This window comes from Rhodococcus sp. NJ-530 (assembly GCF_003860625.1).
In the GTDB taxonomy this organism is placed as follows: Bacteria; Actinomycetota; Actinomycetes; order Mycobacteriales; family Mycobacteriaceae; genus Rhodococcus_F; species Rhodococcus_F qingshengii.
The window spans coordinates 88,260-114,406 of record NZ_CP034156.1; the positions used below are offsets into that span (position 1 = coordinate 88,260).

Below are 26,147 nucleotides of genomic sequence, written 5' to 3' on the forward strand. Positions count from 1 at the left end.
CTGCTCTCTTTGCCGTGCCGCACTGATTGCTCGTTGGTCGCCGCGCCGTACGACTGAGAATCGGCGTCGAGATCGCGAACAATCTCACTTCGGTGTGCCCCCCTCGTGACAGCACACCGAAGCGAGGAGCGCTCAGGGTTCGATCTGCGGAGGAATGACGATACTCGCGTCAAAATCTTTGTGCCACAGCCGCGCAAGGAGAGCGTAATAGGATTCGGTCACCCTCGATCGGGTCGAGAGCGCCGCTTCCGACGACTCGATTGTCGCCGGAACGAGAAGGAGGGCACGATTCGCCAACGCCGCCGCGGAACTCCCGATATCCATCACCGCGCCACTGATACTGGCTGAGGCATTCAGCACGGGGTCTGGAAGGACAGTGGCGGAACGCGTGAAGATCCGCTCTGCGTCAACCGAACCCGCTACGGCCTGGAGATGATTCTCGATTGCCGCGATTGCTTCGCTGACTCGACGGGTGTGAACCCGAAGTTTGCGAGGGTGCCGGATGTGGCGACGAGATACCGGCGGCAACGCTCGCAACCGGGCACCAGCATGGTTCGCCACACCGCCGTCGAGAGCGGCCGGCAGTACGTCTCGAATCAACCAGTCCGCGAGTGCGGCAGCAGCAGCATCGGTTGCCGGGACGATGACCACCGGCATTGTTCGTGTTGACATTGACTTTCCCATCGGTCTTCGTCGCCGAACTACTTCTTCTCGTCACCATCGGACGTGGAAGCGGTAAGTACCTGCTCCGATTCCGATGAACTCGTCTCCGGCCGATGACCGGCCCCGACGTGCGCTTCTGCCCGCATCCGAGCAACCATGTGCGGGTAATGCAATTCGAAAGCAGGGCGTTCGCTGCGGATGCGCGGCAACTCGGTGAAGTTGTGGCGCGGCGGTGGGCAGGTCGTTGCCCATTCCAGCGAGTTTCCGTATCCCCACGGATCGTCGACAGTGACAACTTCGCCGAATCGGTAGCTTTTGAAGACGTTCCAGATGAACGGGAGGGTGGATGCTCCGAGAATGAAGGACCCGATGGTCGAGACTGTATTGAGTGTGGTGAACCCGTCCGCGGGCAGGTAATCGGCGTAACGACGCGGCATACCTTCGGCACCGAGCCAGTGCTGGACGAGGAACGTCATGTGAAAGCCGACGAACGTGGTCCAGAAGTGCCACTTGCCGAGGCGCTCGTCCATCATGCGACCGGTCATCTTCGGGAACCAGAAGTAGATACCGGCGTACGTGGCGAACACGACCGTACCGAAGACCACGTAGTGGAAGTGGGCGACCACGAAGTAAGTATCCGTGACCTGAAAATCCAACGGAGGGCTGGCCAAAAGTACACCGGACAGACCACCGAAGAGGAAGGTGATCAAGAATCCGAGAGAGAACAGCATCGGTGACTCGAACGTCAAGTGTCCCTTCCACATCGTGCCGATCCAGTTGAAGATCTTCACACCTGTCGGCACGGCGATCAGGAACGTCATGAACGAGAAGTACGGCAGGAGAACAGCGCCGGTTGCGTACATGTGGTGAGCCCACACTGCGATCGACAGCGCCGCGATACCCAGCGTTGCGTACACCAGGCCGCTGTAGCCGAAGATCGGTTTGCGGCTGAAGACCGGGAAGATTTCCGAGACGATGCCGAAGAACGGCAGCGCGATGATGTACACCTCGGGGTGGCCGAAGAACCAGAACAGGTGCTGCCACAGCAGGACTCCGCCATTCGCGGGGTCGAATATGTTGCCTCCGAGGCGACGGTCGTAAAGCAGTGCGAAGAGTGCGGCGGTCAACAGCGGGAAGGCCAACAGAATCAAGACGGAGGTGATGAAGATGTTCCACGTGAAGATCGGCATGCGGAACATCGTCATGCCGGGAGCGCGTAAGCAGACAATGGTGGTGATCATGTTGACCGCGCCGAGAATCGTGCCGAGACCGGAGACGAGAAGTCCTACAATCCAGAGATCCGCACCGACTCCGGGTGAGCTGACCGCCGAACTCAGAGGTGTGTAGGCCGTCCAGCCGAAATCTGCGGCACCGCCGGGGGTGACGAACCCGCCTGTAGCGATGAGGGCGCCGAAAAGGTAGAGCCAGTAGCTGAAAGCGTTCAGTCGCGGGAAGGCGACGTCCGGCGCACCGATCTGTAGGGGGAGAACGAAATTGGCGAATCCGAACACCACCGGCGTCGCGTACAGCAGGAGCATGATCGTGCCGTGCATGGTGAAGAGTTGGTTGTACTGCTCGTTCGACAGGAATTGCATGCCCGGAATCGCCAGTTCACTACGCATGATCAACGCCATGAGTCCGCCGATGAGGAAGAACGCGAACGAAGTCACCAAATACATCAGGCCGAGTGTCTTGTGATCGGTCGTCGTCACAAGGTTCCGCAGCACCGATCCCTTCGGCGCTCTACGCGCGGGGTACGGCCGGGCGGGGATAGGGGGTGATGCAATTGCGGTCATAGTCAGCCCGCTTCCTGTCGAGACGCAAATAGAGTGTGCGCCAGAAGCATAACCCAAATACTACGTTGCATAGTTTTTGGGTTGGGGTGGCGCCTCGGCCACCCTTTCCGACTGCCGTCAGGTCACGAGGGCATGAGCGGACGCCGAAAAAACGACCATGGTGGTCAACGCGGCGATGACGGGAACGATCATCGGGAGCACCGCTGCAGAGATACAGACCAGTTTGGTGCCGCGAATCCGGGAATCCGCTTGCAGCCTGACCAAGCGCACCGAGATCTCGTCGTCACCGAGTCCGAGGGTCCACACCGGCTGAGGTAGCGGCGACGTCGCCACCACGCGCAACGCCGACCTGACGGCATCGGGGCTGGTGGCCTGTGCGGCCCGATCGTCGGCAGCTAGCTCGACCAGCCGCCGCACCGCAACAGGAGCCGCTTTGAACAGCGGGATCAACGGCAGCGCCTTCGCGAAGACTTCGCACACACTGATGATTCGGTGATGGTGACCTCGCAAGTGTGCCCGCTCGTGTGCGATCACCGCTTCACGCTCGGATGCGGTCAAGCAATCGGAAAGACCTTTGGTCGCTACGACGAACCCTGGCCGTCCCGCGACACTGTAGGCCATCGGCATCGGATGATCAAGCCAGAGAACATCATCCGATGCCGGATCTGCGCGGGCGATGATCGATACGACATCACGGTGGTAGTCGCGGACCTTCGCTCGGCCCTTATGTTGCCGATGAGCCAAGAACAAGCTGCGAGCGGCGATGAGCGCGGTAACCGCAACTCCGCCGACAGCGAGCGCTTCCCCGATCCAGGGGGCCATCGCGTGTTGGAAGGCAGTGAAGCATCGCACAAGGGCCTCGGAGAGTCCTTCGGCCGGCGCATGGCTCGGCCACAGAAGGATCGCTACTGCCGATACGGCAAAGAACCCCAGACCTGCGATGCTGCCGATCCATGCCGCGAGAATCGCTGCAGGAGCCAGAGTGGTCGATTCGAAACGCCGCAAAACCTTGGGCATGAACGCTCCGATGAGCACCGCCCCGAGAAAGAGGACTGCAGCGAGAGTCATCTACCGAACCTTGCCGTGATCCAGTGCTCGCCGCAGTGCCTCGTATTCGTCATCGGAGACGTTTTGCGCGAAGTGCAGAAGCGCTGAAACAGAGTCATTGCTGTTGTCGAGTAATTCGCGCATGGCCAGCGAGGCAGCTTCATCGCGGCTACGCGATGGCGAATAGATGTACGCGCGGCTTCGTTTTTCCCTCTGCACCCAACCTTTTTCGTGAAGGTGCGTCACGACGGTCAAGATCGTGGTGTATGCCTTCGGGGCGCCGCCCTCGAAGCGGTCGACCAGATCCCGCACAGACTGCGGCTCGTCTGCATCCCACAGGAGATCCATCACTTCGGATTCGAGCCCGCCGAGCCTCTTCATCTTCCTTCCCCCTTCGAAAATCGTCGATTGCGTCAGTCACTGATGGCCGGAGGCTGGATCTGTACCCCGCGCGCGTCCAACCATGCCATGGGATCGACCTTCTGGCCGTCTGCCTGCCACACCTCGTAATGCAGATGTGGCCCTGTTGATTGTCCTCTGTTTCCTACCGTCGCAATCAATTCTCCGGCACGCACCTTTTGACCCGCGGTTACCAGAGTCTCGTTGATGTGTCCGAAGACCCCGATTGTCCCGTCATCCTGCAGGATACGGACCCACAGTCCGAAACCCGACGCAGGTCCGGACTCGAGTACCGTACCGTCGGTCACGGACACGATAGGCGTACCAATCTCATTGGCAATGTCCAACCCGTAGTGAGTCGACCCCCACCGCGGTCCGTAGTTCGAGGTCAATGTTCCGCTCACTGGAGCCATCGTCAGCGGCTGGCGCGCAGCCTCCTCTCTCGAAGCGCGCTCGGCGTCGCGTTCGGTGCCTCGAGCCAGCTGTTCGGCCAACTTCCCCAGGTCGGCCACTTTGGGGACCTGAAGAATTTCCGGAGCCGAAGCCAGTGCCTGCTCGACGAGAGGTGCCAGCGGTTGCTGGTCGAGCTCGACAGGAGCACTGACGCTCCCTGCCGAGGCATGTGAAGCGGATGTTCCGGCGGCGAGCAAAGCGCCGGTGGCAACAGAGAGAACCAAGGCCCGCCCACCAGGACGACTGCGGGACTGTCGGCGATGAGCGCCGCCTCGTCGCGAGTGAACGCTTCCAACGCCGGATTCAACGTCGACTGCTGACGTGGTGGAGATCCGGATCGAGTCGCCCTCCAGGTTGTGACCACTGTGGAGAGTGCCGAAAAGGTAACTTTCCCGAAGCGTGCAGTCGAGATCGTCGGTGTCGGGCTTGCGGTGTCGGGCCAAGATCGCATTCCTTGCGTCGCGGAAGGTCACAGAATGGTGACGGTCCCAGTCAGCGTACTACTATTTCGCATAGTTTTTCATCGGGCGTTGACAAGAGATCACACTCTCGATGAAAAGCCTCACTGCGAGTACTCACTTTTCCCTCCTGACTTGCTGAGAGTCGGTCTCTCGACCCGCACAGCGCCTGATGACAAGGATCCCTGTAGCAATTGCCAGGGGAATTACTCCGACAGCGAGTATCAGTCCGGCACCGAGGCGCTGATCTCGTGCGAGGTCCTCTAGCCAACCTCGCTGCAACGATGTGAAGTACCAATCGGCAATCACCGCGTCAGTGGCAATCAAGGCTGCTGCGAGGCACGCATAGGCGAAGAACGCCGCCAGAAGAAGGACCGTTCTGATTGCGGGGCTTGCTCGTCTCGGCAAGGGATCGACGCCGACCATGACCCAGAAGAACATGAAACCGCAGATCAGCAGGGTGCCATTGATCACCAGATGGGGGACGTGCGAGCCGGCGACAGCGCTGTACATCCCCCCAGGTAAAGGAGAGGCAGGGCTCCGGCGAAAATCACAGCAATCACATAGGGCTGGGACACGAATCGGAACCAGGAGCCTCTGTACACGCTTTGCGCCCATTCCCTCAGCCCGGGCGCATCTCCGGACGATCGTCGAACGGAGAGCCTAAACAGCGTGAACGGGGCGCCCAGGACCAGACAGAGTGGAGCAAGGACCGCCACGGCGGACGTTGCGGCCATATGCACACTCATCACTGCGGGTGCATATCTACCCACTCCCGACGATGTTGCGACAAGCAACACGAGGCACCCCAGAGCCCAGCTGACCGATCGGCACGTCGACCACTGCACGCCCTGCTGCCGGAGGCGAAAAACGCCGACGAAGTAGCACGCAGCCAACACCACGGCGAGAGTTCCGAAAATGAGATCGAATCGCCAGTCGACGAGCAAGCGGCCCGCAGTCGGTACGCCATCGAGCGCATACCCGAGTACCTCCTCGACTCTGCTCGGATCCTGTCGTTCCATGGGCGCCGGGGGCGGCGTGCGGCCCAGCGCGACGGCGATACCGACGGTTACTGCGAGAACGACCGACTCCACCACTGCCAGACGAATGAAGGTGCGACCGTCGCCGGGGTCCTTCGTCAGTTCGGCGATCGCGACTTTCCGTTGGCGCCAACCCGCCAGTCCCGTGAGGACCAAGGCGGCGACTTTGGCAAGAATCAAGACACCGTAGGTGCTACTCCACACCTCGGTGAGCGGCACCCGCACGGCAGCGTTGACCACACCGCTGATCGCTATGACGACGAACGCCATGAGTGCCACGGCCGAGAAGCGGCGCGCGGCGAAGTCGAGATAGCTCCCCTTTCTGCGGGCATGCAGCACGAGAGCCGCTATTCCTCCCATCCAGATCGACGCCGCAAGGATATGCAGAACCAAACTGTTCGTGGCGATGTCGTGGGATCCTCCCGAGGAGGAGTGACCCGACAGTGCCCTGGGGAGCAGGCTGAACAAAGCGAATGCGAGGAGTAACGGTGTCCACGAATATCGCAGGGTCAGACGACACGCAATCGCGAGCACGAGTGCGAGTCCTGCGGTCCATGCCCATGCAGTGGTGACATCGATGTCCGCAATCGCGCGAGCGAACAGCCCTGGATCGGCGAACACGACGGAGAGAGGTTGGCCTGAACTGTCCGAGAGGGTGAGTGGAACGAGAAGCGCCGCGCATACCGCCCAGATAGCGGCGGCGACGCTTGCGGTTCGTAGCGCCAGATATCCGTCGACATCGAGTACACCTGAAGCTTGAGGCGGAACGAGAACGGCAGCCAAAAGCAGACTGCCTACGGTAATCACGGCGGCAACCTCGCCGAACGCCATCACTGCGGGGAGTCCGTAAGTGGTCAGGGGACCTGGATCAGGAAGTCCGAGCAATCGCAGCGCTTCGGATGTTGACGCCCTAGCCAACACCGCTGCAGTGATCGCGGCTACGACACCCCATCCCAACACTTTCCGCGTGGGTCGTCCGATGACAAGAATATCGGCGCGAGTGTCATCCGGTTCGGTTTCGATCATTGCGGGTGGGGCCTCTCGGGGTGTGGATCTCGCCCGCGCGATCGGCGCTCCGGACCAAAATACTATGACCGATAGTTGCAAGGGGGTTTCAGTCGGGGTTTACTGAAGCCCTCCAATCATCAGATATGCGCATATGACAATGCGACCATGTGGTCGACGACAGAGAAGGGCAAATCGAGATGGGTCACGGTCATGGGCACGGTGTTGCAGAACAGGCTGCGAGTGCATCCGGTAAACATGTCAGCAAACTGTGGATAGCCGTCGGACTCGGCCTGGTCACGTTCGTCACGCAAGTCATCGTGGGCTTGTCCACGTCATCGCTCGCCCTGCTCTCCGACTCCGCACACGTCTTCACCGATGTGTTCGGCATCCTCATGGCTTTGACAGCCATCTTGCTTGCTCAAAGGGCACGATCGCGCCCTGATCGCACGTTCGGTATGTATCGGGCAGAAGTGTTCGCAGCCTTGTTCAACGCTCTACTCCTGTTCGGTGTCGCCGGATGGGTTCTCTACGAAGCAGCCGGTCGACTTTCCGATCCACCTGAGGTTCCGGGGCTCCCTGTGAGCATTGTCGCTGTCGTCGGCCTCGTAATGAACATCGCGGCATTTTTGCTGCTTCGCAGCGGAGCAAAGGAAAGCATCAATGTTCGCGGCGCGTATCTCGAAGTCATGGCGGACATGCTCGGATCCGTCGGAGTCCTGATCAGCGGACTGGTCACACTGATCTTCGGCTGGCGATACGCAGACCCGGTAATCGGCGTTGCGATCGGCTTGTTCGTCCTACCGCGTGCATACAATCTCGGGCGCCATGCTCTGCGAATCCTGCTCCAGCATGCCCCCGCGGGCGTGAGCATCACCGAGGTGACGCAAGCCTTGCAGGGGATCGCCGGAGTCAAGGACGCCCACGACCTTCACATCTGGACGCTGACATCGGGCATGGAGGTTGCGTCGGCTCATCTGACGATCGATGACGAGTCCGATCCGACCAAGGTTCTTGCTGTGGCCCAGGATCTGTTGGCCAAGCAGTTCGATCTCGTGCACGCGACCCTGCAAGTGGAACCTGCTGCGGGCGACGGGCGTTGCCAGGAGCTTCCGTGGTGAGCGCCAGCGAGGCACTTGCCCCGGAACACGAACAACAAACCACATATCGCATGAGACGAGCACTCTTCGTAACAACAGCGCTTATTTCGGCAGGCATAGCTCTGGCGGTTGAACCCGTTGCACGGAAGCACCTTTCCGGGTCCAACGAGATAGATCTGGGCGTCGTCAGATTGAGACTGGCATACAACAGTGGTGTCGCCTTCAGCCTGGGTAATCAGCTGCCAAGTGCCGTCATCATCGCCTTTACCGCTCTCGCCACCATTGGAATCGCCGTATACGCCTGGCGGAGTGTCCCGCAAAGTCGTGGGGTGGCCGTGATCGGTTTCGCTCTGATTGTCGCCGGAGCTGCCTCCAATGTGGTCGACCGAGCCCTCGACGGGAAGGTCACCGACTACTTCCACACCGGCTGGTGGCCCACCTTCAATCTTGCCGATACCTACCTCACCTGTGGATTCATCCTGGTCGTCGTGTCGCTGCTGGTCGAATCCTCGTGCGGGTCCGAACCCGAGATTCAGCGCCCGCAATCCGTGTGACCTGACTCGCGCGAGGAGGGAGCCGGAGCGCTGTCGGCGGGGCAGCAGCCCATCTCTTCGAACTTCTGCGGTTCGAGGTGGCGAAACCACGACGCCCCCACTCGTCGAAAATTCGCGAGGTCCGCCTGGCTTCGGTCAAATCAGTTCGGATAGTTTGGGGACTATGAAAATAAAGTTTGGCATGACAAACTTTGAGGTGTGACTCTCTTGACTGTTAAGAATGTCGATGCTTCGGTCGGGTGGCCATGAGCGCACCCTCGCGGCGCCAATTGTTGATCGGCGGGGCGCTCGCCGGATCAGCCGGACTCATGATGAACGCAGGAAGAGTGGCGGGCGCATCGCCTACCGAGCATCCCGGAGACACCAACCCGGGTGCCGCCGCACCTGACGGAGACGGCGGAGTCCGTCACGGCGGCACGAGCGGTGCGACCTTTCGGGCCGGTCGGCAGGTGAACCACCTCGCCAACGGATTTCATCCCACCGCAATGCTGCGTGACTTCGACTACGGGACGACTTCCGTATCGTCTGACGGCCGAACGTTACGCGAGTGGGAGATCTTTGCAGCGGACGAGGAGATCGAGGTAGCACCGGGAGTCTATTATCCCGCGTGGACCTTCAACTCCCGCATTCCGGGTCCCGCATTGAGGTGCAGTGAGGGAGACCGGCTCCGAGTGAAGTTCGTCAACGGTTCCGCGCACCCCCACACGATGCACTTTCACGGAATCCATCCCGCTGAAATGGACGGAATTCCCGGGGTGGGCCGGGGCATCATCGAGCCAGGAGAGTCATTCACTTACGAATTCGATGCCACCCCTTTCGGATTGCATCTTTATCACTGCCACGTCAGTCCGCTCGCCGAGCACATTGCCCGCGGAATGTACGGCACATTCATCGTCGATCCCGCTCAGGGCCGTCCAGCGGCCGACGAAATGGTGATGGTGATGCACGGTTACAACACCACCTTCGACGGACAAGGAAATCAGCTCTACGCCGTCAACGGCATCCCTTTTCACTACATGCACGAACCTGTACAGGTGAAACGAGGCGAGTTGGTTCGCATCTATCTGGTCAACATCCTCGAATACGACCCGATCAACAGCTTCCACATCCACGGAAACTTCTTCGACTACTACCCGACCGGGACACGGCTCGAACCCAGCGAATTCACCGACACGATCGTCCAGGCCCAGGGCCAACGTGGAATATGCGAACTGCGCTTTCCCCACCCGGGCAAGTACATGTTCCACGCCCACAAGACTGAATTCGCCGATCTGGGCTGGATGGGGTTCTTCGAGGTGACCGAATGAGTGACGCCCCGAATTCAACCCCTCCGACGAGCACTCATGAGAATTCCCTTGGCGCTGCGGGTTCCGCGCAGACAGAGTCCGATCACGGCGACACATCTCGCGCTGGCCTTTGGTTCCGAGGCGCTGCAGTGCTCGCGATCATCGTCGTCGCCTTGACTGCGCTGGCAATGCTCGCCGGACAAAGCCTTCCCGAACGTACCGGCCCACCGATCGAGAACATCTCCGTCGAACGGACGGCCCTCGAACCAGGCCGAATCACGTTGACGCTACGCAACACCGGCCCCGACGCGGTGACCGTCGCGCAAGTTGCCGTGAACGACACATTCGTCGACTTGGTAGGAGCTGCAGATCCCATCGGCAGACTCGAGTCCCAGACGGTCACCCTCGACTACCCGTGGATCACCGGCCAGCCGTACCTCGTATCGATGCTCACCTCCACAGGATTGGTCATCGAACACGAAATTCCCGCTGCTGTAGCAACTCCCGCCCCCGGAGTGGCATTCTTCGGCCTGATGGCCCTCCTGGGCACATACGTCGGAATCATCCCGGTCCTGCTCGGGATGCTCTTGCTGCCGGTGATGCGGCGCGCCGGCACCAGGGCAGTCAGATTCGTACTGGCCGTCACGGTCGGCCTACTCGCCTTCTTGATCTTCGACGGCACGAGTGAAGGGTTCAAACTGGCAGCAGCCTCGAGCGGAGCCTTCGGCGGCGGCACTCTCGTCGTCCTCGGCGCGGTGATCGCCTTCCTGACGCTCACGTGCATCGACCGCTATCTGAGAGGAAAACGGCGCCGAGCCGGCACGACAGGCGCATCCGAACTCAGCCTGGCACTGATGATTTCCATCGGCATCGGATTGCACAACCTCGGAGAAGGCCTCGCGATCGGATCCGCGTATGCGGTAGGTGAACTTGCACTCGGCGCATTCCTCGTCATCGGATTCACCCTGCACAACACAACAGAGGGGCTCGCGATCATCGCCCCATTGGCTCGGCGACGCACCCCCCTACTGACCTTGTTGGGATTGGGGTTGATCGCGGGTGCGCCGGCAATCCTCGGTGCTGTTATCGGAGCGGGCGTCGACAACCGTGAAGTATCTGCGTTGCTGCTCGGAGTCGGTGTCGGGGCAATCATTCAAGTCATCATCCAAATCGCACCATCCCTGCGCACACAAGGCCGCTCAGACCTGGACCCTCTGGTCCTCGTCGGCGTCGGCGTCGGAATACTCCTGATGTTTCTCACTGGTTTGGTGGTCCCCGCATGAGCACGATCGATCCATCCGACATCAAGGTCGGGCGCCGAACGGTCCTCCTAACAGCCTGCGCAACAACTTGTCTCGCCGTCGCCGGATGTAGCACCCAGAACAACAGCAATGCACCCGGCGTAACCCTGGGCAGTGCCGAGGTTCCGATATCAGCGGTTCCTGTCGGCGGCGGAGTCATTCTGGCGGACGAGCAAGTCGTGATCACCCAGCCGCAGGAAGGCGTGTTCCAAGCCTTCTCTGCGGTATGTACCCACCAGGGATGCGTAGTCTCCGAGGTCAGCGATGGAACGATCAACTGCCCATGTCATGGCAGCCGATACTCCATCGTCGATGGCTCGGTCGTGCAACGACCGGCTCAGAAGTCCCTACACAGTTACCCCCTTTCTCTCACTGGGGACACGATCATCGTCAACTAAGCCGGAGAACGGCACTTCCGAACTGGAACAGCTATCTGCGAAGGTTGTCATGGAGCAGTGCGTTCGGCGGCGCCGAGGAAGTGAGAGATGTGTATTCTGCGCAACCCGAGTTTTCGGCGTACGGCCTATCGCATTGGGCCGTCATCGCTCTGTTTGTCGTGGGTTCGGTGTTTCTGATCTTTGCGGGACGTAGACAGACCGAGGTGCAAGCTCGCCACCTCAGCCGCGTCCTCGGCGGAATACTGGCGGTGATATACGGCTCGGCGGTGCTCTACTCGCTGTCCTCGCCCACGCTAGGAGGATCCGTACCCCTACAACTCACCGATCTCGCGACAGTTTCCGCGATCTACGCATTGTGGTCGCACCGACATTGGCCGTTCGCCCTCACCTACTACTGGGGGCTTGTATTGAGTACGCAGGCGTTGATTTCACCGGCTCTGGCCGGGCCAGACTTCCCCGGTTACGAGTTTCTTGTCTTCTGGGCGATTCACCTGTTTGTCGTCTGGGCCGCGATCTATCTCACGTGGGGCCGGAGAATGCGACCTACATGGCGCAGCTACCGCCTCGCGGTACTGGTCACGCTCACATGGGCGATAGTCACTTTCATCTTCAATCGCGTCGCCGATACCAATTACGGCTTTCTCAACGCCAAACCTTCCACCGCATCGCTGCTGGATCTGATGGGTCCGTGGCCGGTGTATCTGTTTTCTGGGATGACGATCGTATTCGTCATCTGGGCTCTGATGACGTGGCCGTGGGAGAGAGACGGGAGTCTCGACAAGGATGCCGCAGATCAACCTATGGGCTAGCCGCCCTCGCTCGACCTTCGCGCCCCTGGCACTGGACTGCTTCACAACAACAATCTGCACAGAGTCCCGCCCAACAGAACTGCCGGGCAGCCCAGTGGCAGGCCAACGAGAGCGGCAGATGTGATTGCTCAACCGGTATGTGGATCCGGTGGGCGGCGCACGCTCCGATCGGCGACTCGGAGTTTCACCCACGCGAGTTCGTCGGCACGTGCTTGATCCAATCGTCGACACCTATAACGAGAGGCGTCTGTCGACATACCGCAGACTATTCATTATTTCCTGTATTCATAATATTCTGTATTATGGTTGATATGGATACCTTGCTGCATCGGGACGCCCTGTCAAGATTCGGATACGCCCTCTCGGACTCGACGAGAACCCAGGTACTGCTCAGCCTGCGGGAGACCCCGGGGTATCCGTCGGACCTCGCCGACCAGATCGGGGTATCGCGTCAGATTCTCTCGAATCACCTCGCTTGCCTGCGCGGGTGCGGACTCGTCGTCGCCGTCCCCGAGGGCCGCCGAACGCGCTACGAGCTGGCCGATCCACGGATCGGGGACACCCTCGGACAATTGATGGACCTCGTCCTCGCCGTCGACCCCACTCTGTGCCCGAAATCGGATGCCGAAGGCTGCTGCTGACCGTGTCACGAATAGGGAGGAACCGCCATGTCTACGCCGACCACCGCAGTTCGCGCACTGTACGAGCGTGAAATGTCTTCCGCGCACACCGCGTCCGACGACACGGTCCGGTGGAGTCACCTCGAACGCCCCCATATCCTCTCGCAGCCACATCCGTGGCTGCATACCCGCAACCACCTCTCGATGCTCAACCTGGCGCTGCGGCAACATGATCGACGCGAAGCACTCGGTCAAGTCCTCCGCATTGTGGTCGCCGCGCCCGGATCGCTGAGTGGGCGGTATCCGGTAAGCAACACCGGACGCACTGCTGTCGGGCTGATGACACCGATGCCGATCCCGGCTGACATACAGAAACTGCTAGCGCGCAGCAACACCGAAGACTCCGACGCTGCAACCGAACCGGAGAGCACTCATGGCTGACGCATGCTGCGGCCCAGACCCCAGCGCGCAAGACGCCACCGAGGTGCACGAGAGTGAGCAACGACTCTGGCATGTCCGCGACCTGCAGATAGCCGCAGCAGCAGCGCTTCTACTGGCGATCTCCTGGCTGATCGGACGCACCGCCGCCGGCACCGCCGTAGCTCTCGTCGCCGCGATCATCGCGGCATCGACCTTCGTACCGAATACCGCGGTGAACCTGCGCCACGGCCGCATCGGCGTCGGAACCCTGATGACGATCGCCGCGATCGGCGCGATCGCGCTCGGCCAGATCAACGAAGCCGCGATGCTCGGGATCTTGTTCTCCGTCGCTGAAGGCCTCGAACACTATGCCGTGACCAAAACCCGGCGCGGCCTGCGAGCGCTCCTCGCGTTGGTGCCGCCGACCGTCTCCGTCCTGCGCGGCGGCCGCGAAGTCACGATCGAACCGGACGAGTTGACCGTCGGTGACCGCATGCTCGTGCGCCCCGGTGAACGCGCCGCCACCGACGGCACCATCGCCGCCGGCACCACCAGCCTGGACCTGTCCGCGATCACCGGCGAATCGGTGCCCGTCGAAGCCGGACCGGGCGATCAACTCCATGCGGGGGCGATCAACGGCGGCGGAGCCATCGAAGTCGACGTCACCGCCCGCGCCTCCGACAGCTCATTGGCTCGGATTGTGCACATCGTCGAAGAAGCCCAGGATCGTAAGGGGTCCGGCCAACGCCTTGCCGATCGCATCGCCCGCCCCCTGGTACCGGCAATCATGGTCCTCGCCGCACTGGTCGCGGGAATGGGCACGCTCCTCGGCGATCCGATGCTGTGGATCGAACGAGCACTGGTGGTGCTCGTTGCCGCATCACCCTGCGCACTCGCAATCTCAGTACCCCTGTCAGTGGTGGCGGCGATCGGTGCCGCAAGCCGAAACGGCGCCCTCGTCAAAGGAGGAGCTGCACTCGAAGAACTCGGCCGCATCACGGTGGTCGCCCTCGACAAGACCGGTACCCTCACCGCCGGAGCACCCGAAGTAATCGACGTCGTCACCACGCCCGGAACCACACGCGAACAAGCACTCTCGGCCGCAGCAGCACTCGAATCTCGCAGCGAACACCCACTCGCCCGAGCAATCCTCGACGCCGCCGAGACCGTCGATCCGGCCGACGACGTCACTGCCGTCGCCGGACACGGACTGCACGGCACACATCGCGGCGTAGTACTGCGGCTGGGAAAACCGGGCTGGGTCGAACCCGGTGCCCTTGCAGCCGATGTCGACCGACTCCAACGCGAGGGCGCCACCGTCGTCCTCATCGAACGTGGAGGCGTGGTGGTCGCGGCGATCGCCGTCCGCGACCAATTACGACCAGAAGCACCCGAAGCGATCCGCCAACTGACCGCACTCGGCATCGAAACAGCCATGCTCACCGGTGACAATCACCGCACCGCACAGGCCCTGGCCGGGCAAGTCGGAATCGGCATCGTCCACGCTGAACTGCTCCCCGAAGACAAAGCCCGACTGCTCCCAGACATCGCGCGAGGCCGTCACATTGCGATGGTCGGCGACGGAGTCAACGATGCCCCCGCGCTGGCCACCGCGAACATCGGTATCGCCATGGGTGCGATGGGCACCGACGTCGCCATCGAAACCGCCGACATCGCACTGATGGGTGAGGACCTGCGGCATCTACCGCAGGTTCTCACTCACGCCCGCCACGCCAGGGCGGTGATGTTGCAGAATATCGGGCTCTCCCTGGCCATCATTGGGGTCCTCATCCCGCTCGCCGCCACCGGTGTCCTCGGACTCGCCACCGTGGTGTTCGTCCACGAATTCGCCGAAGTCCTCGTCATCGCGAACGCGATTCGCGCGGCACGCACCACGCCGCTGCCTGGCCAACCCGAGATTCCGCGCACAACGGGCCAGTTGAACGTAAGCATTGCGCCGCCACGTCACGATCTCGGTGACGCTTGCTGCACACCTGCACCTGCACCACTGACACTGAACAAGCGCGAAGGCACACCGCCCACCATGTTGACGCTGACTACACCGCACCCCACGAAAGCCGACGGCGAATCCGACGGCGGTTGCTCTTGCTGTGAAACCGCTGATCCGGAGCCGATAGAGACTCACCAACGCGGAACGTGACATCCGGCCACGAGGAACCGCCTAGACCGGCGGGAATCGTGACTCATCAACCCGCTCGCCATCCCTCGGCACTCGCACTAAGCGCTGCTTCGAGTCACTGATCACATATGACGGATCGGTTGCCGAAAATGCTTCGATTGACGGTTCAGAAGATCAGGAATGCGCTGCTGTCCGGCGTTCGAGAAGGACTGTATCGCGCCCTATTCCGTCGAATTAGGCGATTTTCTCCCGGATCCCGATGGTCCGAAATCCCGTCGCATTGCCCGCCACCAACTTCCAAGCACTTACGTTGCGTGCTTGTCGAACACCGAGTACGTGCTGGCAAGAGCGTGACGAGGCTCTCGCGTTCACGTGAATCTACCTCGTACGCAGCCGCCTATCCAGACCAATTGGGCTGCCATCGGATCGGCGAGGTGCGATCGCAATGACCTATCTAGGTCCAGTCGATGTGGACGGATTCGATGGAATCGAAGTGAAATCCGAAAGTGTCGCCGTACTGGTCGAATCCCTTGTTCTCGGGGTAGTCCATCGTGGCGTGACGTTCGAGGATCGCCACCACCCGGGCATGATCGTCGCCTGCCAAAGCCATGGCGAGTTCCCGTGTTTCGTCGAGACTGAAGGGGCTGTCGGAGTTCGCGAAGTCGAGGGTACGCACTCGATAGTCGTAACCCTCCTCGGAACCGTTGCGGACGGACACTCCCCGCGGACTCGGATGGTGGCCTTTTTGGGTCGTCCGTCGGGTCGTAGGACGCCGGCGCGGTCCATGATGTCGCGAGCTTTGACGTTCTTGAGTTTCTTTTTCGCGTCAGCGCGCAGTTCGTTCGTTTCGCCGGAACGGTAGCGAGAGACCGCTGATCGTGAACGGCCGATTTTCTTTGCGACAGCATCAATTCCGCCGAGGCGTTCGATGGCGGCTCGCCGTTGTGCACGTTCGGTGACGTCGGGGTGCGGGATTCGTCCTTGCTGCGCCCAGCGGCGCAGTGTTCGGTCAGAGGGTGGCTTTCTTCCGGCGTCGACAGCTGCTTGCCGTAGGCCTTCTTTGCCGATTTCGGTACGGATCTGGCGTACGGAGACTTTGCTGGTGAGTCCGGCCAATCCCCCGCTTTTGACCGATTTCGATTTTTCGATACCGCTGGTCGCTGCTGTCGAGACGGATACGTTGAGTCCGTCCAAGCCGACAGTCTTTTGTGCGGGTTTGGTTGATCGCGGTTTCGGAAGATGCAGGGCCACTATATGTTTCCTTCATCTTCGTCGGTGAACGCAGCTTTGAGTGCGAGGTTGATCTCGTGGGTGTCGCGTGCGTCGGTCAGCATGACGGTTATGTCCTCGGTGAGCGGGGCACTCTTTTCCAGAGTCATTTTCCCGAGTGCGTCACTGTCGTCTGCGATGTCGATGCCAGGGGGCAGGGGGTAGACCCAGGAGTCGGTGACCGTACGCAGCGGCCATCGGCCGGTTTCGCGTGCGATGCGCATCGCGACGCGGCGGCCTCGCCAGCGGCAGTGTGCGATGATCGCTGCTCGCCAGAGCGGTTGGTGGTGGTGTTGCATTTGTTTGGCGGTCCACATGTCGGGGTTGACCATTCGGCCGATGTAGCCCTTGTAGCAGGCGCCGAGGAACCGTTTCATTGCTGTGTCGCCTGTGTCGACGGCAACTTTGCGGGCTTCGCGGAGGATCTTGGCCCACTTGTCGAGGGCTCGACCTTGTTCGGGGTAGACCCATGCTTCTGCGATGTCGAGGTCGTCGAGTTCTGCGCCGATTCCGCCATCGGCGACAGAGGTTTGCAGTGCATCGAGGCTGACGGTGGTGATCCAGGTCTGCACAGGTTGGTCGGCGAGCATGTGTGGGTGAGGCAACGGTAGAGCGGGTGGGAGCGCCAGCATGTCACCCGGTGGGAGGGTTACACGCCAGAGTCCGAACGGGGTTTTCGATTGCCGCGCAGCGTCGAGCGCGTTCTCGCCGCGAAGATGTCGAGGTTTTCCGTAGCCGAATTCGAGCATGCCAGCGGAAGCGAGGTACGCAGCTCGTTGGTCTATCGATACCAGTTGTGTTGCGTCGGAAAGTTCTTCGAGGTCCGGGATGCGGGTCCATCCGAGGGCAGGTTCGAGATCTCCGCGGGGTTCGCCGTCCAGCGGTGGGACCGGTCCACCGACAGTGACGACGATTCCTTTACCGCTGCGGGTGCGGTCGCGTTTGATCTTGTCGACGATGGCGGCGCCGGTGCGTGCTGGGGTGGGGCCGGGTAGCACGCCGAGGTGTTGTGCGCACCAGGCGAGTCGGCGTCCCAGTTCCTGGGCAGCGGGGAGGTCGTCGTCGGGGAGGTAGGTTCCGGCGGTGGGTGATCCGAGGATCCCCATGTCCCCCACGCGATTGCCCCATCCGAAGTCTTTGTTCCAGTAGGTCCACACGTAGGGTTCGATGAAAATGTCGACCATGGATGTGAAGTTCCCGGTGGTGCGGGAGAGGTGAACGACGTGGCCGGGTTCTCCGCGGAGTTCCCATCCTGCGGTCAGCATGGGGGTCAGCGTGGCGTGGAGGATCGCGGTGAGTTCTTCGGCCGCGCGGGTGCGGAGGATTTCCATGTCGTCGACATCGTCTTCGCTGCCTGGGTCGATGATCCATCCGAGCATTTCGCAGGCTTCGATTCCGACTATCCAGATCTGTGCCGGTGCGCCCAGCGGGGTGAGCGTTGCCCATCTGATGAGTTTGTCGAGTTTTTCGATGGAATCGACTGGGCCGGTGAGTGTGTGGCCAGATGGTGTGTAGGTGCCGGCTGCTGTGACAATGACGGCGTGGCCGTCTGCTGCCTCGCTGGCGGGAGGAAGGGCGGCCGGTTCGGTTGCGCCCCGTTCGGACGCCGGGGGAGGTTCCGGCCCCACGTCAGCAATGGGCTTATCTTGGGGCACAACTGGTTCGGTGTCCGAGACCGATGACACGGGCGACGTCGAGCCGGCACCGTGACGATCGGCATCGGTGCTTTCACCGGTTTCTGGCTCGACGTCTGACTCTGTGTCGGCGCGATCTGCCGCATTCGGTGATGCGCCATCCGCGTCAGCATCGCATTCCGGTGCCGCGGCGTCGTCGAGATCGAATAGCGCTGGTTCAGAATCGACCTCAGGACCATCCCCCTGAACTTCGGGCACCGGAGGAGGATCGAGGTCGAACAGGGGAATCTGCTCCCACTTCTTCACCACCATCTCTCCCCCATCGTCGCTCCTGATGTCCTCATGACTCGAGATCAAATGCTGATCGCAACGCCCTGCTCAACAACACTTCCTGAGCCGGCAAGAGAAAACCTCGATTCACCCCGAGAGCCGACACGGGGATGGTCGTCACCCCGTCGCAGTCGACAACCGATCCGTCCTCGACGCCGTTGCCTTCACCTAAACTCAGTTCGGTCGACAACCCCCGCCCCTTCGAACGAATGGGGGCAACAGTGACCGTCCCCAGGTGGGGCCGAACCAATTCCCTCGTCAGGACCAACACCGGACAAAGATCTCCGAGTTGCGCCTCGTGGATCGGGCGCACTCAGTTCTTCTTCCCGTGCGCGGCAGCGATATTCACATCGCTACCCGCGCCGTCAGACAGGATCTCCACGTCGCGGACCGCCAACTGTCGACGCTGCTCACGCTCCAACGCTCGAAGCACGACTTGAGCACGGCTTTTCGCACGCCCACCGCTGACCTCGCTGTCGAGAAACGCCACGATGTCCTCGGGTAGCCGTACCGCGATCTGCGTACTCATAACCATCATGATACCGAATTGGGATGTAAACCGGTACCGGTCCCACATCCATTCATCTCCTTGCAACCACCGCCCCTGACACTCCCGGTGCCGGGGACTGCCGGCCGAACGTCCGTGGATTGTCCGACCGTCAGTGCCCCGATTACCCGGTGCTGTACAACTCGGCGGCGAAAATGCCCCTCCCCATTGCGTGTGGCATCACCGAAAATCGACGCCCAACGCGTCGGCCAAGTGATGTGCATCGGAGAGGAAATCCGCGAACACGGTGGGCAATTCTTCGGTGCCAGTACCGCAGCGGCGGGCATACGCGATCATTCCGTCCGCTGCCCGCACAGCGCGGACGCCGTTGTCGTGGATCTGCGACTCGGGGTCTTGCTCGTAGCGGAAGTCATCGTGCTTGCTGCCGCCTGCTGTCGATGCCGCGACTGCGTCGAATGTGTCTATTCCTTCCCAGGCGCGTGCACGGTATTCGGGCTTCGTTGTTTCGGACATGTGTTGTGTCCCTTTCCCTTGCGGGTGAACTACACAGCGGGGGTGCTGTGCAGCGCGGCCAACAGGCCGGTCTGGACCTCGAGCGCGGGCGACGGCGCACCGTGTGCAAGGACGCTCGCGGTCGTGTCATCGATGACGACGGACATGTGGGCGCGGTGACGCGAGAGCATCACGCAGGTGCGGCCCGCGTCGAGGTTGAAGGGTTCGGCGGTCCGGTATCCCGCCAATGGGTGCAGCACCACGACGGCAGGGCGCTCGAGGCCTTGCAGCGAGTTGGCGGTGCCGACCAGTACGTCGGGGTGCTCGCTGAGTAGGGCACGGATTGCCGCAGCCTGGGTCACGTGCGGGACCACCACGGCCACGTCGGCGGCCGTCATTGGCCGCTGGCCTGTGGTGGTGACCAGATCCGCTGCCAGTAGTTCCGCCGCCCGCGCGGCGCATGCGGTCACCAGGGCCGGATCGGACGGGCCTCCGCAGGCTGTGATCGGGCGGTGTGCCAATTCGGGCCACACGGCTCCGCTCGAATCGGTGAGGTGTTCCGGGGGCCGCTTGGAGGTGAACGGCAGGTCGGGGTAGAACAGTGGCGCGATCAGTGCTGTGGTGGCGGGTCCGAGTCGCCAGGTGTGCGCCAACCGCACCATCCCCACCGCGTCGCCGTGTGCCGCCAACAGTGCAATCGGGGCGGGTAGATCGGGTGCGGTTTCGCTTCCCTCCCAACGAGATACATCGCCGGTCACCACCGGGTCGATCTGGCCGGGATCACCGACGCACACCACCTGTTTCGCCATGGCTCCCAGCGCTCCCAGATCGGCGTAGGTGCATTGCCACGACTCGTCCACGATCAACACGTCCGCACCGACTCGGTCTGGGTCCGAGAACAACCATCGCGCCGTCGTGCCGATCAGAATTGCACCGACGTCGCCCTGCCAGCGCACTTTCTGTCCCGAGACCACCGGTGTGTCGCCGCTGTCCGGTGCCGGTGCTTTCGCTTTCCACATCAAGGCGGCGCGGTCGGTGAGTGTTCCCAACCGGCGTGCAATCTCCACCGCCTGTTCGCGGGTCTGCGCCGCGATCCCCACGCGCAGATCCGCGCGGTGCGCCAACGCCGCTGCCAGCAGTGCAACCAAGCGGGTCTTGCCCGCACCGGGAGGGGACGGCACCACCACCGCCGGATCACCCGACCACACCGAAAACAGCACACGCGCTGTGATCGGGTCGGCCATGATCTCCGACCCCGGCCAGCCCGTCAGTGACGGAGCAGGCGGGCGCGGCGGGACCGGGCCGGAGGGGGCGGCGATATCCGATGACGAGGCAGTAATGCGCATGACGAATCAAACCTTTCCTGAAAAAAGCTTCTGAACTGGCTATTTACCTAAGGCAGGTATGCTGCCGGTGCTATTCCTCTGCGCCTGCTATGAGCACGTCCAACGGCACCTCACGCCGGGAAGGGACGGGTGTCTGCCCCGTCGAAAGCCAGGACCGCCGCCCTCGGTAGAGCCGCCAGTACCGGCCACGACCAGCGCGCATCGTGTGCGGTGACGCCGCTTGCGGCATCAACACCACCGACGCGCCACTCGGCGGCGCATACATCCCCACCGAACCGAGTCCGAGCACCAACTTCCCGCCGACAACCTCGGTCGATGTGACCTCGACGGTGAACTGCTCGAACGGACGCCGTCGCGGTGTACCGACCCACCCGGTGACAGCAGATCCGACCCGAAGGCGTGAATCCAGACGCTCGCACGTCACCGACAGCGACCCACCCCGCCGACGTGAGCCTTTCGGTGGCGGCGTCATCGATGCCACACCTACCGCGACGTGGCCGGTGTGCAGTGCGCGCTCGCGCCACATCGGATCATCGAGCAAGGCTGATGACATCACATCTGCTGCGTCACAACGACTTCGCAGGCCCATCGCGGCGCTGGCCGTGTTGTCGGGACGTGACCAGTCGTGACCGTCCACCAGTGCGGACTGTGCCCGAGAAAACGAATAGGCGTCGTCTTCACCGATCGCAGCGAGCAGCGGTAACAACGGGCCACTGCCGACTGCACGCGCCCACTCGTGCATCCCGGCGACACTCTCGTCGGTGATCTGAAACCACGTCCGCCACACCCGCGCCGACCGCTGCGCTTCCGGGACCACGCCGAGCACGTAGCGGGCACTGGAGGCGGCCGGAAGATTGACCACTGCCGTCGTGCCGGGATGATCCGCGCGATCTGCCCACCACCCCACCATCGCGGCGCTACCGGAGATGTTCGGGTCACTGTGGTGAGCGTGCGTCCGCGCCAACCCCACCAGGGCCGGGATCGTGCCGGTGTCGTCGGTGAGCAACATCGCCGGGGTATCCGCCGCCAGTGTGCCGCCCAACCGTGCGAGCAACGCCAACCCTGCCTCGTCGCACGCGGTTTCCTCACCTCCACCGAACGACGCAGCGGACACGCTCACACTGCCGCCGCGTACCGTCGCCCGCACCGCCAGCGCCGACGCTGACGGGGTGAACGTAGTGTGTGCGAGCCGAGCAACGGGGCGCCCTGTTTCGGCGGCATAGAGACGCTGAGCCAGATCGAACCATTCCACGCTCACGACACGTCCTCCGTCTGTTCGCACGCCCCGACCACCGGATTCGCAGCGCACTCCCACCCCGCACGCAAGGCCCGCGCCGCCGCATCCTCGCCGGTACCGGCGACCACGCTCGCCACCTGATCCGGTGCATGTCCGGTGCCGGTCAACACCTGCTGCGCGTACCGCAACAGGTCACCGCTCACCGCGTTCACGACGCACCTACCGGGATCTGCACACTCGACGCCCAGTCCGGGGTCCGCGCCAGTGCGGCGTCGTTGCCGATCACCGCGCACACCAGATGCGCCCGCGACGGCCGATCCGGCCACGGCGTATCCCCGTCCGTCAACACGATCACCACGTGCGGGGCAGGACGGGCCGCGTTCGCCGCGTCGATCCCGACGCGCATATCCGTACCGCCGCCGCCCACCAACACCACATCGGCCACCGACCGCACCGCCTGCGCAGACGTCGATTTCGCATCGCACGAGAGAATCCGTACCCGCTCCCGCGCTACACCGCCTGCGCGCAGCACACCCGCAACCTCACCCATCGCCGCCGACAGATCCGCCGCCGACATGGACCCGGACGTGTCGATCACAATCGACACCGTGATCGACGGACCCCGCATCGCCGGTGCCACGATCCCCGGCACGCTGCGCCGCGACGGACGCGCATAGCTGTAGTTCGTCCGCCCCGACTGATCTGCCAGCGCGCGCCGGATCACCGCGCGCAACAGCCGATCCCACGGCACTGTCGGCGGCGTGAGAACCTCACCAGCCCAACGCGCCAATCCTGCCGGTGCGCTCCCGCGCCCCTTTCCTTGCGCCGCCTGCACCGCCCGCGCCACATGGCGGCGCACCAGATCTGCTTCCGCGCCGTCCAACCCGTCCGCGACCTCCCCCGCTGCCGCGCCCAACTCCCCCGGCACCGGCGCGCACCCCGCACCGGACCCGCATCCCACATCTTCGTCGTCTGGAAACTGTTGTCCCGTAGCCGGATCGATCAGGTGCGTGTAGTAGTCCTCTGCGATTCCGCCGTCCTCGCACCCGAACGATTGTGGAGTGATCACCCCGTCCGGTAACCCGACGCCCGCCGCCAGCAAGTCGTCGTTGATTTCCGCGTCCGCCGCGTAATTCCACGCCACGTGCGCCGCCGGCTTCGGCAAGGACTGCCCTCGCACACCGTGCGCCCGCAGCAAGTGCCCGACCTCGTGCAGCAATACCGCACCCGCCACCGGCACCGGCCACGCACCCGCGCCCACCAACAACGCCGGATCGAGATAAAGCCGCCACTGCGCATCCACCGCGAACGTTCCCAACCCCGGTGCAGCAACGGGCTGCGCCGCGAACAACGCCCGCATGAAATACGGCATCTGCTCGGCAGAAACCAGCCGTGCCAGGCGAAACGCCCGCAACTCATCCGGCGCGAGCACCCGAACCCCGCTCATGCCGCCGCCTCCATCAGACCCGCAGCGGTCAACATCGGCGCGAACCGACGTGCAGACGCCGGGACAGTCGCCTTCGCCGGTCGCGCCTTCGCCAGCGTGCGCGCCGCCGCGCCCGCCACGTCCGGTGCGCCCGCCTCCGCAGCCGCGATCAGCGGACCCCACGCACTGCGCCAGGCCTCCACCGTGCCGCGCCCCACCGCCCACGCCGTGACACCGGACAACACTGCCCACACCAGATCAGGACGCGACTGCCAATCGAACGCCGACTCGGGATTCTCCACCACCGCAACCGGATCGGGCAGATCGGCGCTACGTCGCCACTCCAAGAACTCCACGCCCGCGCCCTCACCGATCAACCCGAACACCGCCGTGTTGATCGCCGCGTTGTCGTCCTCGCGCAAATGCGGCAACACCGCCGCCAACATCGACCACGTACGACGCGACGGCCACGCGCCACCGGTCTGCGCCGCCGACGACGGAAACGCATCCAACGCATCAGGATTGCGCTGCACAAAGCCGGTGATCGAACTGCGCACCAACGCAACCCGCTGCTCATCGGTGGCCACCGCACGCGAGGCAGGTGGCGCACCCCACCCCGTCGACATACCGTCCAACCACTCATCCACAGACGGCGTGAACTCCACATGGCAGAACCGATTCGCCAACGGCGCTTCCAACTCGTACCCACCAGCGGCGCAATCCGGAGGGTTCGCCCCCGCAATCACCCGAGTTCCCTTCGGCAACTGCACATCACCGACAGTCAGATCCAGCGCCACCGCCAACATCGCCGCCTGCACAGCAGGCGGACTCGTCGTCAACTCGTCCAGAAACAGATACCCGCCACCACCGGCCACCAATTCCTTCGCCCACGCCGGAGCCTCCAACGTCACACCGTGCTCCCGCACCACCGGCAACCCAGCGAAATCCGACGGCTCACGCAACGACCCCAACACCGTCTTGCACAACACCCCATCCGCCGCAGCCAACCCACGCACCAAACTCGACTTGCCCATCCCCGGACCCGAAATCAGCAACGACGGCACACCCGCCCGCCCATTCGCATCCAACACAGTCACAGCAGTAGCCAAATCAGCCACAGGAATCCTCCAGAATCGAGCGAACTGGTCAGGTCCGCTACCGAATTAGACTCCCCAATTATATAGGTTGAACTGCACAAATAGGCGCTAGAATCGTTTCTCACGTCCCCGGCGCACCCTGTGCCGGGGACGTGAGAAACGATCACCACGCCCGACTGCCGGCACCACCGCGTACGAGGTACGAAAGGCCGCCAACGACGTGGAGTGCCAACTCTTCGCACTCGGGCTGCGGTCCGGACTGGGAAACACTTCGTATCGTCTGAACCCCCAGCGAGCCAGACAGAACCAGTGATCCCGCACGCCCCGAGACAATCACGGCCGTCTCCGCAACCGTCTAGGTGGCCGGCACCGCGGTGATGGCGTCCACACAAGTGACGAGCACGTCGATCAAGATCGGAAGGACAGGAAGGAAAAAGGATCTTTTCGCTTCTACAGAGCGGAGCGAAGCGGAGCATCCTCTTGGGGGACACCGCAGGTGGCCGGGCCGCCGGGCAGGCGGATGCAGTCGGTGATCCGACCGACCGGGTTGAGTGCCAGGCATTTACTCATTTGGAGCTGAAAGCGGCAAGCGGTCCGTTTCCGCCTCCGCACCTAGGGGCGATCAGCCCTGTTTCGCCTAGTCATAAAGTATGAATGCCCAGATTGCGAGCCTTTGCGCTACCGCTAACGTGACCGACGTCATGTTGTCGCAAATGTTCGGTTATCACGTTTTGCGCTACCGTCAGTTACATCAAAGTTGGTTGCGGAAGATGCAGCCTTCGCGTCACAGGAGGTTTCCATGTCCCGTTCACGTATGGCTGTAGCTGCACTGTTGGTCCCGGTAGCGGCCGGTGCTGTGGCCCTCCTCGGGGCGGGTGCCGCTTCTGCCGCGACCCCGTATTCCGGCAACGGATTTGTCGGAGTCAATTTCGATCAGAACGAGACCCGATTCATCGCCGACACCAATGCCGGCAACCTCCTCGGCCCCATCCCGGATCGGGGTTGGCGCGTGAACCTCGGCCCTGGTTCCGTCTATCAGCCCACCGGGAACGTCGTCTACGCCACCGTCGACCAGATCGTCGACGAGGCAGCTTCACACGGAGGTCGTGTCTCCATCACGCTCAGCGACCCGGCGCTCTGGAATGGCACGTACGTCACCGGTTTTCAGCGCTGGTGACATAGGGCGATCTCGCATTTCCAGCGCCGGTGAGCACATCGCTCACCGGCGCTTTTGCGTGTCATCTGTCCAGCCTTCAACTCGCACTGTTGGTTTCTATATGTAAAAAAGTATGTACACATCTTTTTGGTAGCTTTGGGGT

General features: G+C 62.5%; 26 protein-coding genes and 2 pseudogenes. 10 read left to right on the top strand and 18 right to left on the bottom strand.

The features are described 5' to 3' along the window. Positions 1-132 precede the first annotated feature (132 nt). From EHW12_RS31985 to EHW12_RS32010, 7 genes are all read right to left on the bottom strand, one after another. Positions 133-672 (bottom strand): hypothetical protein, encoded by a 540-nt coding sequence (locus EHW12_RS31985; RefSeq protein WP_011133446.1) that lies wholly within the window; start codon positions 670-672, stop codon positions 133-135. Positions 673-701: 29 nt separating this feature from the next. Then, complete coding sequence (ctaD, locus tag EHW12_RS31990; RefSeq protein WP_011133445.1) at positions 702-2,459, bottom strand: cytochrome c oxidase subunit I; 1,758 nt, start codon at positions 2,457-2,459, stop codon at positions 702-704. Positions 2,460-2,576: 117 nt separating this feature from the next. Beyond that, positions 2,577-3,527 (bottom strand): M56 family metallopeptidase, encoded by a 951-nt coding sequence (locus EHW12_RS31995; RefSeq protein ID WP_011133444.1) that lies wholly within the window; start codon positions 3,525-3,527, stop codon positions 2,577-2,579. Continuing rightward, positions 3,528-3,887, bottom strand: coding sequence for a BlaI/MecI/CopY family transcriptional regulator (locus EHW12_RS32000; protein WP_011133443.1), 360 nt, complete (start codon positions 3,885-3,887; stop codon positions 3,528-3,530). A 32-nt stretch (positions 3,888-3,919) separates the two neighbouring features. Continuing rightward, positions 3,920-4,801 (bottom strand): M23 family metallopeptidase, encoded by an 882-nt coding sequence (locus tag EHW12_RS32005; protein ID WP_225320456.1) that lies wholly within the window; start codon positions 4,799-4,801, stop codon positions 3,920-3,922. Between the two features lie 132 nt (positions 4,802-4,933). Beyond that, entirely contained in the window at positions 4,934-5,329 is a 396-nt protein-coding gene (locus EHW12_RS35640; RefSeq protein WP_241199210.1) for a cytochrome c oxidase assembly protein, read from the bottom strand. Further along, positions 5,287-6,882, bottom strand: coding sequence for a bifunctional copper resistance protein CopD/cytochrome c oxidase assembly protein (locus tag EHW12_RS32010; RefSeq protein ID WP_241199211.1), 1,596 nt, complete (start codon positions 6,880-6,882; stop codon positions 5,287-5,289). Before EHW12_RS32010 ends, EHW12_RS35640 begins: the two co-directional genes overlap by 43 nt. Before the next feature lie 179 nt (positions 6,883-7,061). Between EHW12_RS32010 and EHW12_RS32015 the strand changes: the two genes are divergently transcribed. The 9 genes from EHW12_RS32015 to EHW12_RS32055 all read left to right on the top strand — a co-directional run bounded on the left by EHW12_RS32015 (position 7,062) and on the right by EHW12_RS32055 (position 15,510). Next, the gene (locus EHW12_RS32015) at positions 7,062-7,982 is read left to right on the top strand and encodes a cation diffusion facilitator family transporter (RefSeq protein ID WP_030538018.1); all 921 of its coding nucleotides are present in this window, start codon (positions 7,062-7,064) and stop codon (positions 7,980-7,982) included. 50 nt (positions 7,983-8,032) lie between these two features. Then, positions 8,033-8,515: a signal peptidase II gene (gene lspA / locus EHW12_RS32020; RefSeq protein WP_051721011.1), complete on the top strand. Its 483-nt coding sequence runs from the start codon at positions 8,033-8,035 to the stop codon at positions 8,513-8,515. A gap of 245 nt (positions 8,516-8,760) precedes the next feature. Beyond that, complete coding sequence (locus EHW12_RS32025) at positions 8,761-9,822, top strand: multicopper oxidase domain-containing protein (protein ID WP_011133438.1); 1,062 nt, start codon at positions 8,761-8,763, stop codon at positions 9,820-9,822. Between the two features lie 128 nt (positions 9,823-9,950). Further along, positions 9,951-11,084, top strand: coding sequence for a metal transporter (locus tag EHW12_RS32030; protein WP_037127376.1), 1,134 nt, complete (start codon positions 9,951-9,953; stop codon positions 11,082-11,084). Continuing rightward, complete coding sequence (locus EHW12_RS32035; protein WP_011133436.1) at positions 11,081-11,500, top strand: Rieske (2Fe-2S) protein; 420 nt, start codon at positions 11,081-11,083, stop codon at positions 11,498-11,500. Before EHW12_RS32030 ends, EHW12_RS32035 begins: the two co-directional genes overlap by 4 nt. Before the next feature lie 89 nt (positions 11,501-11,589). Further along, positions 11,590-12,309, top strand: a complete 720-nt coding sequence (locus EHW12_RS32040) for a TIGR02206 family membrane protein (RefSeq protein WP_037127360.1) — start codon at positions 11,590-11,592, stop codon at positions 12,307-12,309. Between the two features lie 311 nt (positions 12,310-12,620). After that, positions 12,621-12,950 carry a metalloregulator ArsR/SmtB family transcription factor gene (locus tag EHW12_RS32045; RefSeq protein ID WP_030538015.1) on the top strand — a complete coding sequence of 110 codons (330 nt, stop codon included), beginning with the start codon at positions 12,621-12,623 and terminating at the stop codon, positions 12,948-12,950. A gap of 27 nt (positions 12,951-12,977) precedes the next feature. Then, positions 12,978-13,370: a DUF3703 domain-containing protein gene (locus EHW12_RS32050; RefSeq protein WP_011133433.1), complete on the top strand. Its 393-nt coding sequence runs from the start codon at positions 12,978-12,980 to the stop codon at positions 13,368-13,370. Further along, a complete protein-coding gene (locus tag EHW12_RS32055; RefSeq protein ID WP_011133432.1) occupies positions 13,363-15,510 on the top strand; it encodes a cation-translocating P-type ATPase in 2,148 nt (715 codons plus the stop codon). Before EHW12_RS32050 ends, EHW12_RS32055 begins: the two co-directional genes overlap by 8 nt. Positions 15,511-15,663: 153 nt before the next feature. On the opposite strand, the pseudogene EHW12_RS35645 reads toward EHW12_RS32055, so the two are convergent. The 11 genes and pseudogenes from EHW12_RS35645 to EHW12_RS32100 all read right to left on the bottom strand — a co-directional run. Next, positions 15,664-15,771: pseudogene (locus tag EHW12_RS35645) on the bottom strand (ArsR family transcriptional regulator); the annotation flags it as partial. Positions 15,772-15,943: 172 nt separating this feature from the next. Beyond that, positions 15,944-16,740, bottom strand: a pseudogene (locus EHW12_RS32060) (hypothetical protein). Then, positions 16,740-18,698, bottom strand: a complete 1,959-nt coding sequence (locus tag EHW12_RS32065) for a hypothetical protein (protein WP_241199212.1) — start codon at positions 18,696-18,698, stop codon at positions 16,740-16,742. Before EHW12_RS32065 ends, EHW12_RS32060 begins: the two are co-directional and overlap by 1 nt. Before the next feature lie 34 nt (positions 18,699-18,732). After that, positions 18,733-19,035 (bottom strand): type II toxin-antitoxin system PemK/MazF family toxin, encoded by a 303-nt coding sequence (locus EHW12_RS32070; protein WP_064444829.1) that lies wholly within the window; start codon positions 19,033-19,035, stop codon positions 18,733-18,735. Further along, complete coding sequence (locus tag EHW12_RS32075) at positions 19,036-19,251, bottom strand: hypothetical protein (protein WP_003941254.1); 216 nt, start codon at positions 19,249-19,251, stop codon at positions 19,036-19,038. It lies immediately after the preceding gene. A 198-nt stretch (positions 19,252-19,449) separates the two neighbouring features. Beyond that, a complete protein-coding gene (locus EHW12_RS34855; protein ID WP_164490658.1) occupies positions 19,450-19,743 on the bottom strand; it encodes a hypothetical protein in 294 nt (97 codons plus the stop codon). A 29-nt stretch (positions 19,744-19,772) separates the two neighbouring features. Continuing rightward, positions 19,773-21,068 carry an AAA family ATPase gene (locus tag EHW12_RS32080; protein ID WP_125053200.1) on the bottom strand — a complete coding sequence of 432 codons (1,296 nt, stop codon included), beginning with the start codon at positions 21,066-21,068 and terminating at the stop codon, positions 19,773-19,775. A 70-nt stretch (positions 21,069-21,138) separates the two neighbouring features. Next, positions 21,139-22,326 (bottom strand): hypothetical protein, encoded by a 1,188-nt coding sequence (locus EHW12_RS32085; protein WP_125053202.1) that lies wholly within the window; start codon positions 22,324-22,326, stop codon positions 21,139-21,141. After that, positions 22,323-22,517, bottom strand: a complete 195-nt coding sequence (locus tag EHW12_RS32090) for a hypothetical protein (protein ID WP_125053203.1) — start codon at positions 22,515-22,517, stop codon at positions 22,323-22,325. Before EHW12_RS32090 ends, EHW12_RS32085 begins: the two co-directional genes overlap by 4 nt. Next, positions 22,514-23,752 carry a VWA-like domain-containing protein gene (locus EHW12_RS32095; protein WP_125053205.1) on the bottom strand — a complete coding sequence of 413 codons (1,239 nt, stop codon included), beginning with the start codon at positions 23,750-23,752 and terminating at the stop codon, positions 22,514-22,516. Before EHW12_RS32095 ends, EHW12_RS32090 begins: the two co-directional genes overlap by 4 nt. Continuing rightward, positions 23,749-24,849, bottom strand: coding sequence for an AAA family ATPase (locus EHW12_RS32100; protein ID WP_125053207.1), 1,101 nt, complete (start codon positions 24,847-24,849; stop codon positions 23,749-23,751). The genes EHW12_RS32095 and EHW12_RS32100 overlap by 4 nt, the downstream gene beginning before the upstream one ends. Positions 24,850-25,627: 778 nt before the next feature. On the opposite strand from EHW12_RS32100, the gene EHW12_RS32105 reads away from it, so the two are divergent. Next, a complete protein-coding gene (locus EHW12_RS32105) occupies positions 25,628-26,005 on the top strand; it encodes a hypothetical protein (RefSeq protein WP_064113927.1) in 378 nt (125 codons plus the stop codon). Positions 26,006-26,147: the final 142 nt, after the last annotated feature.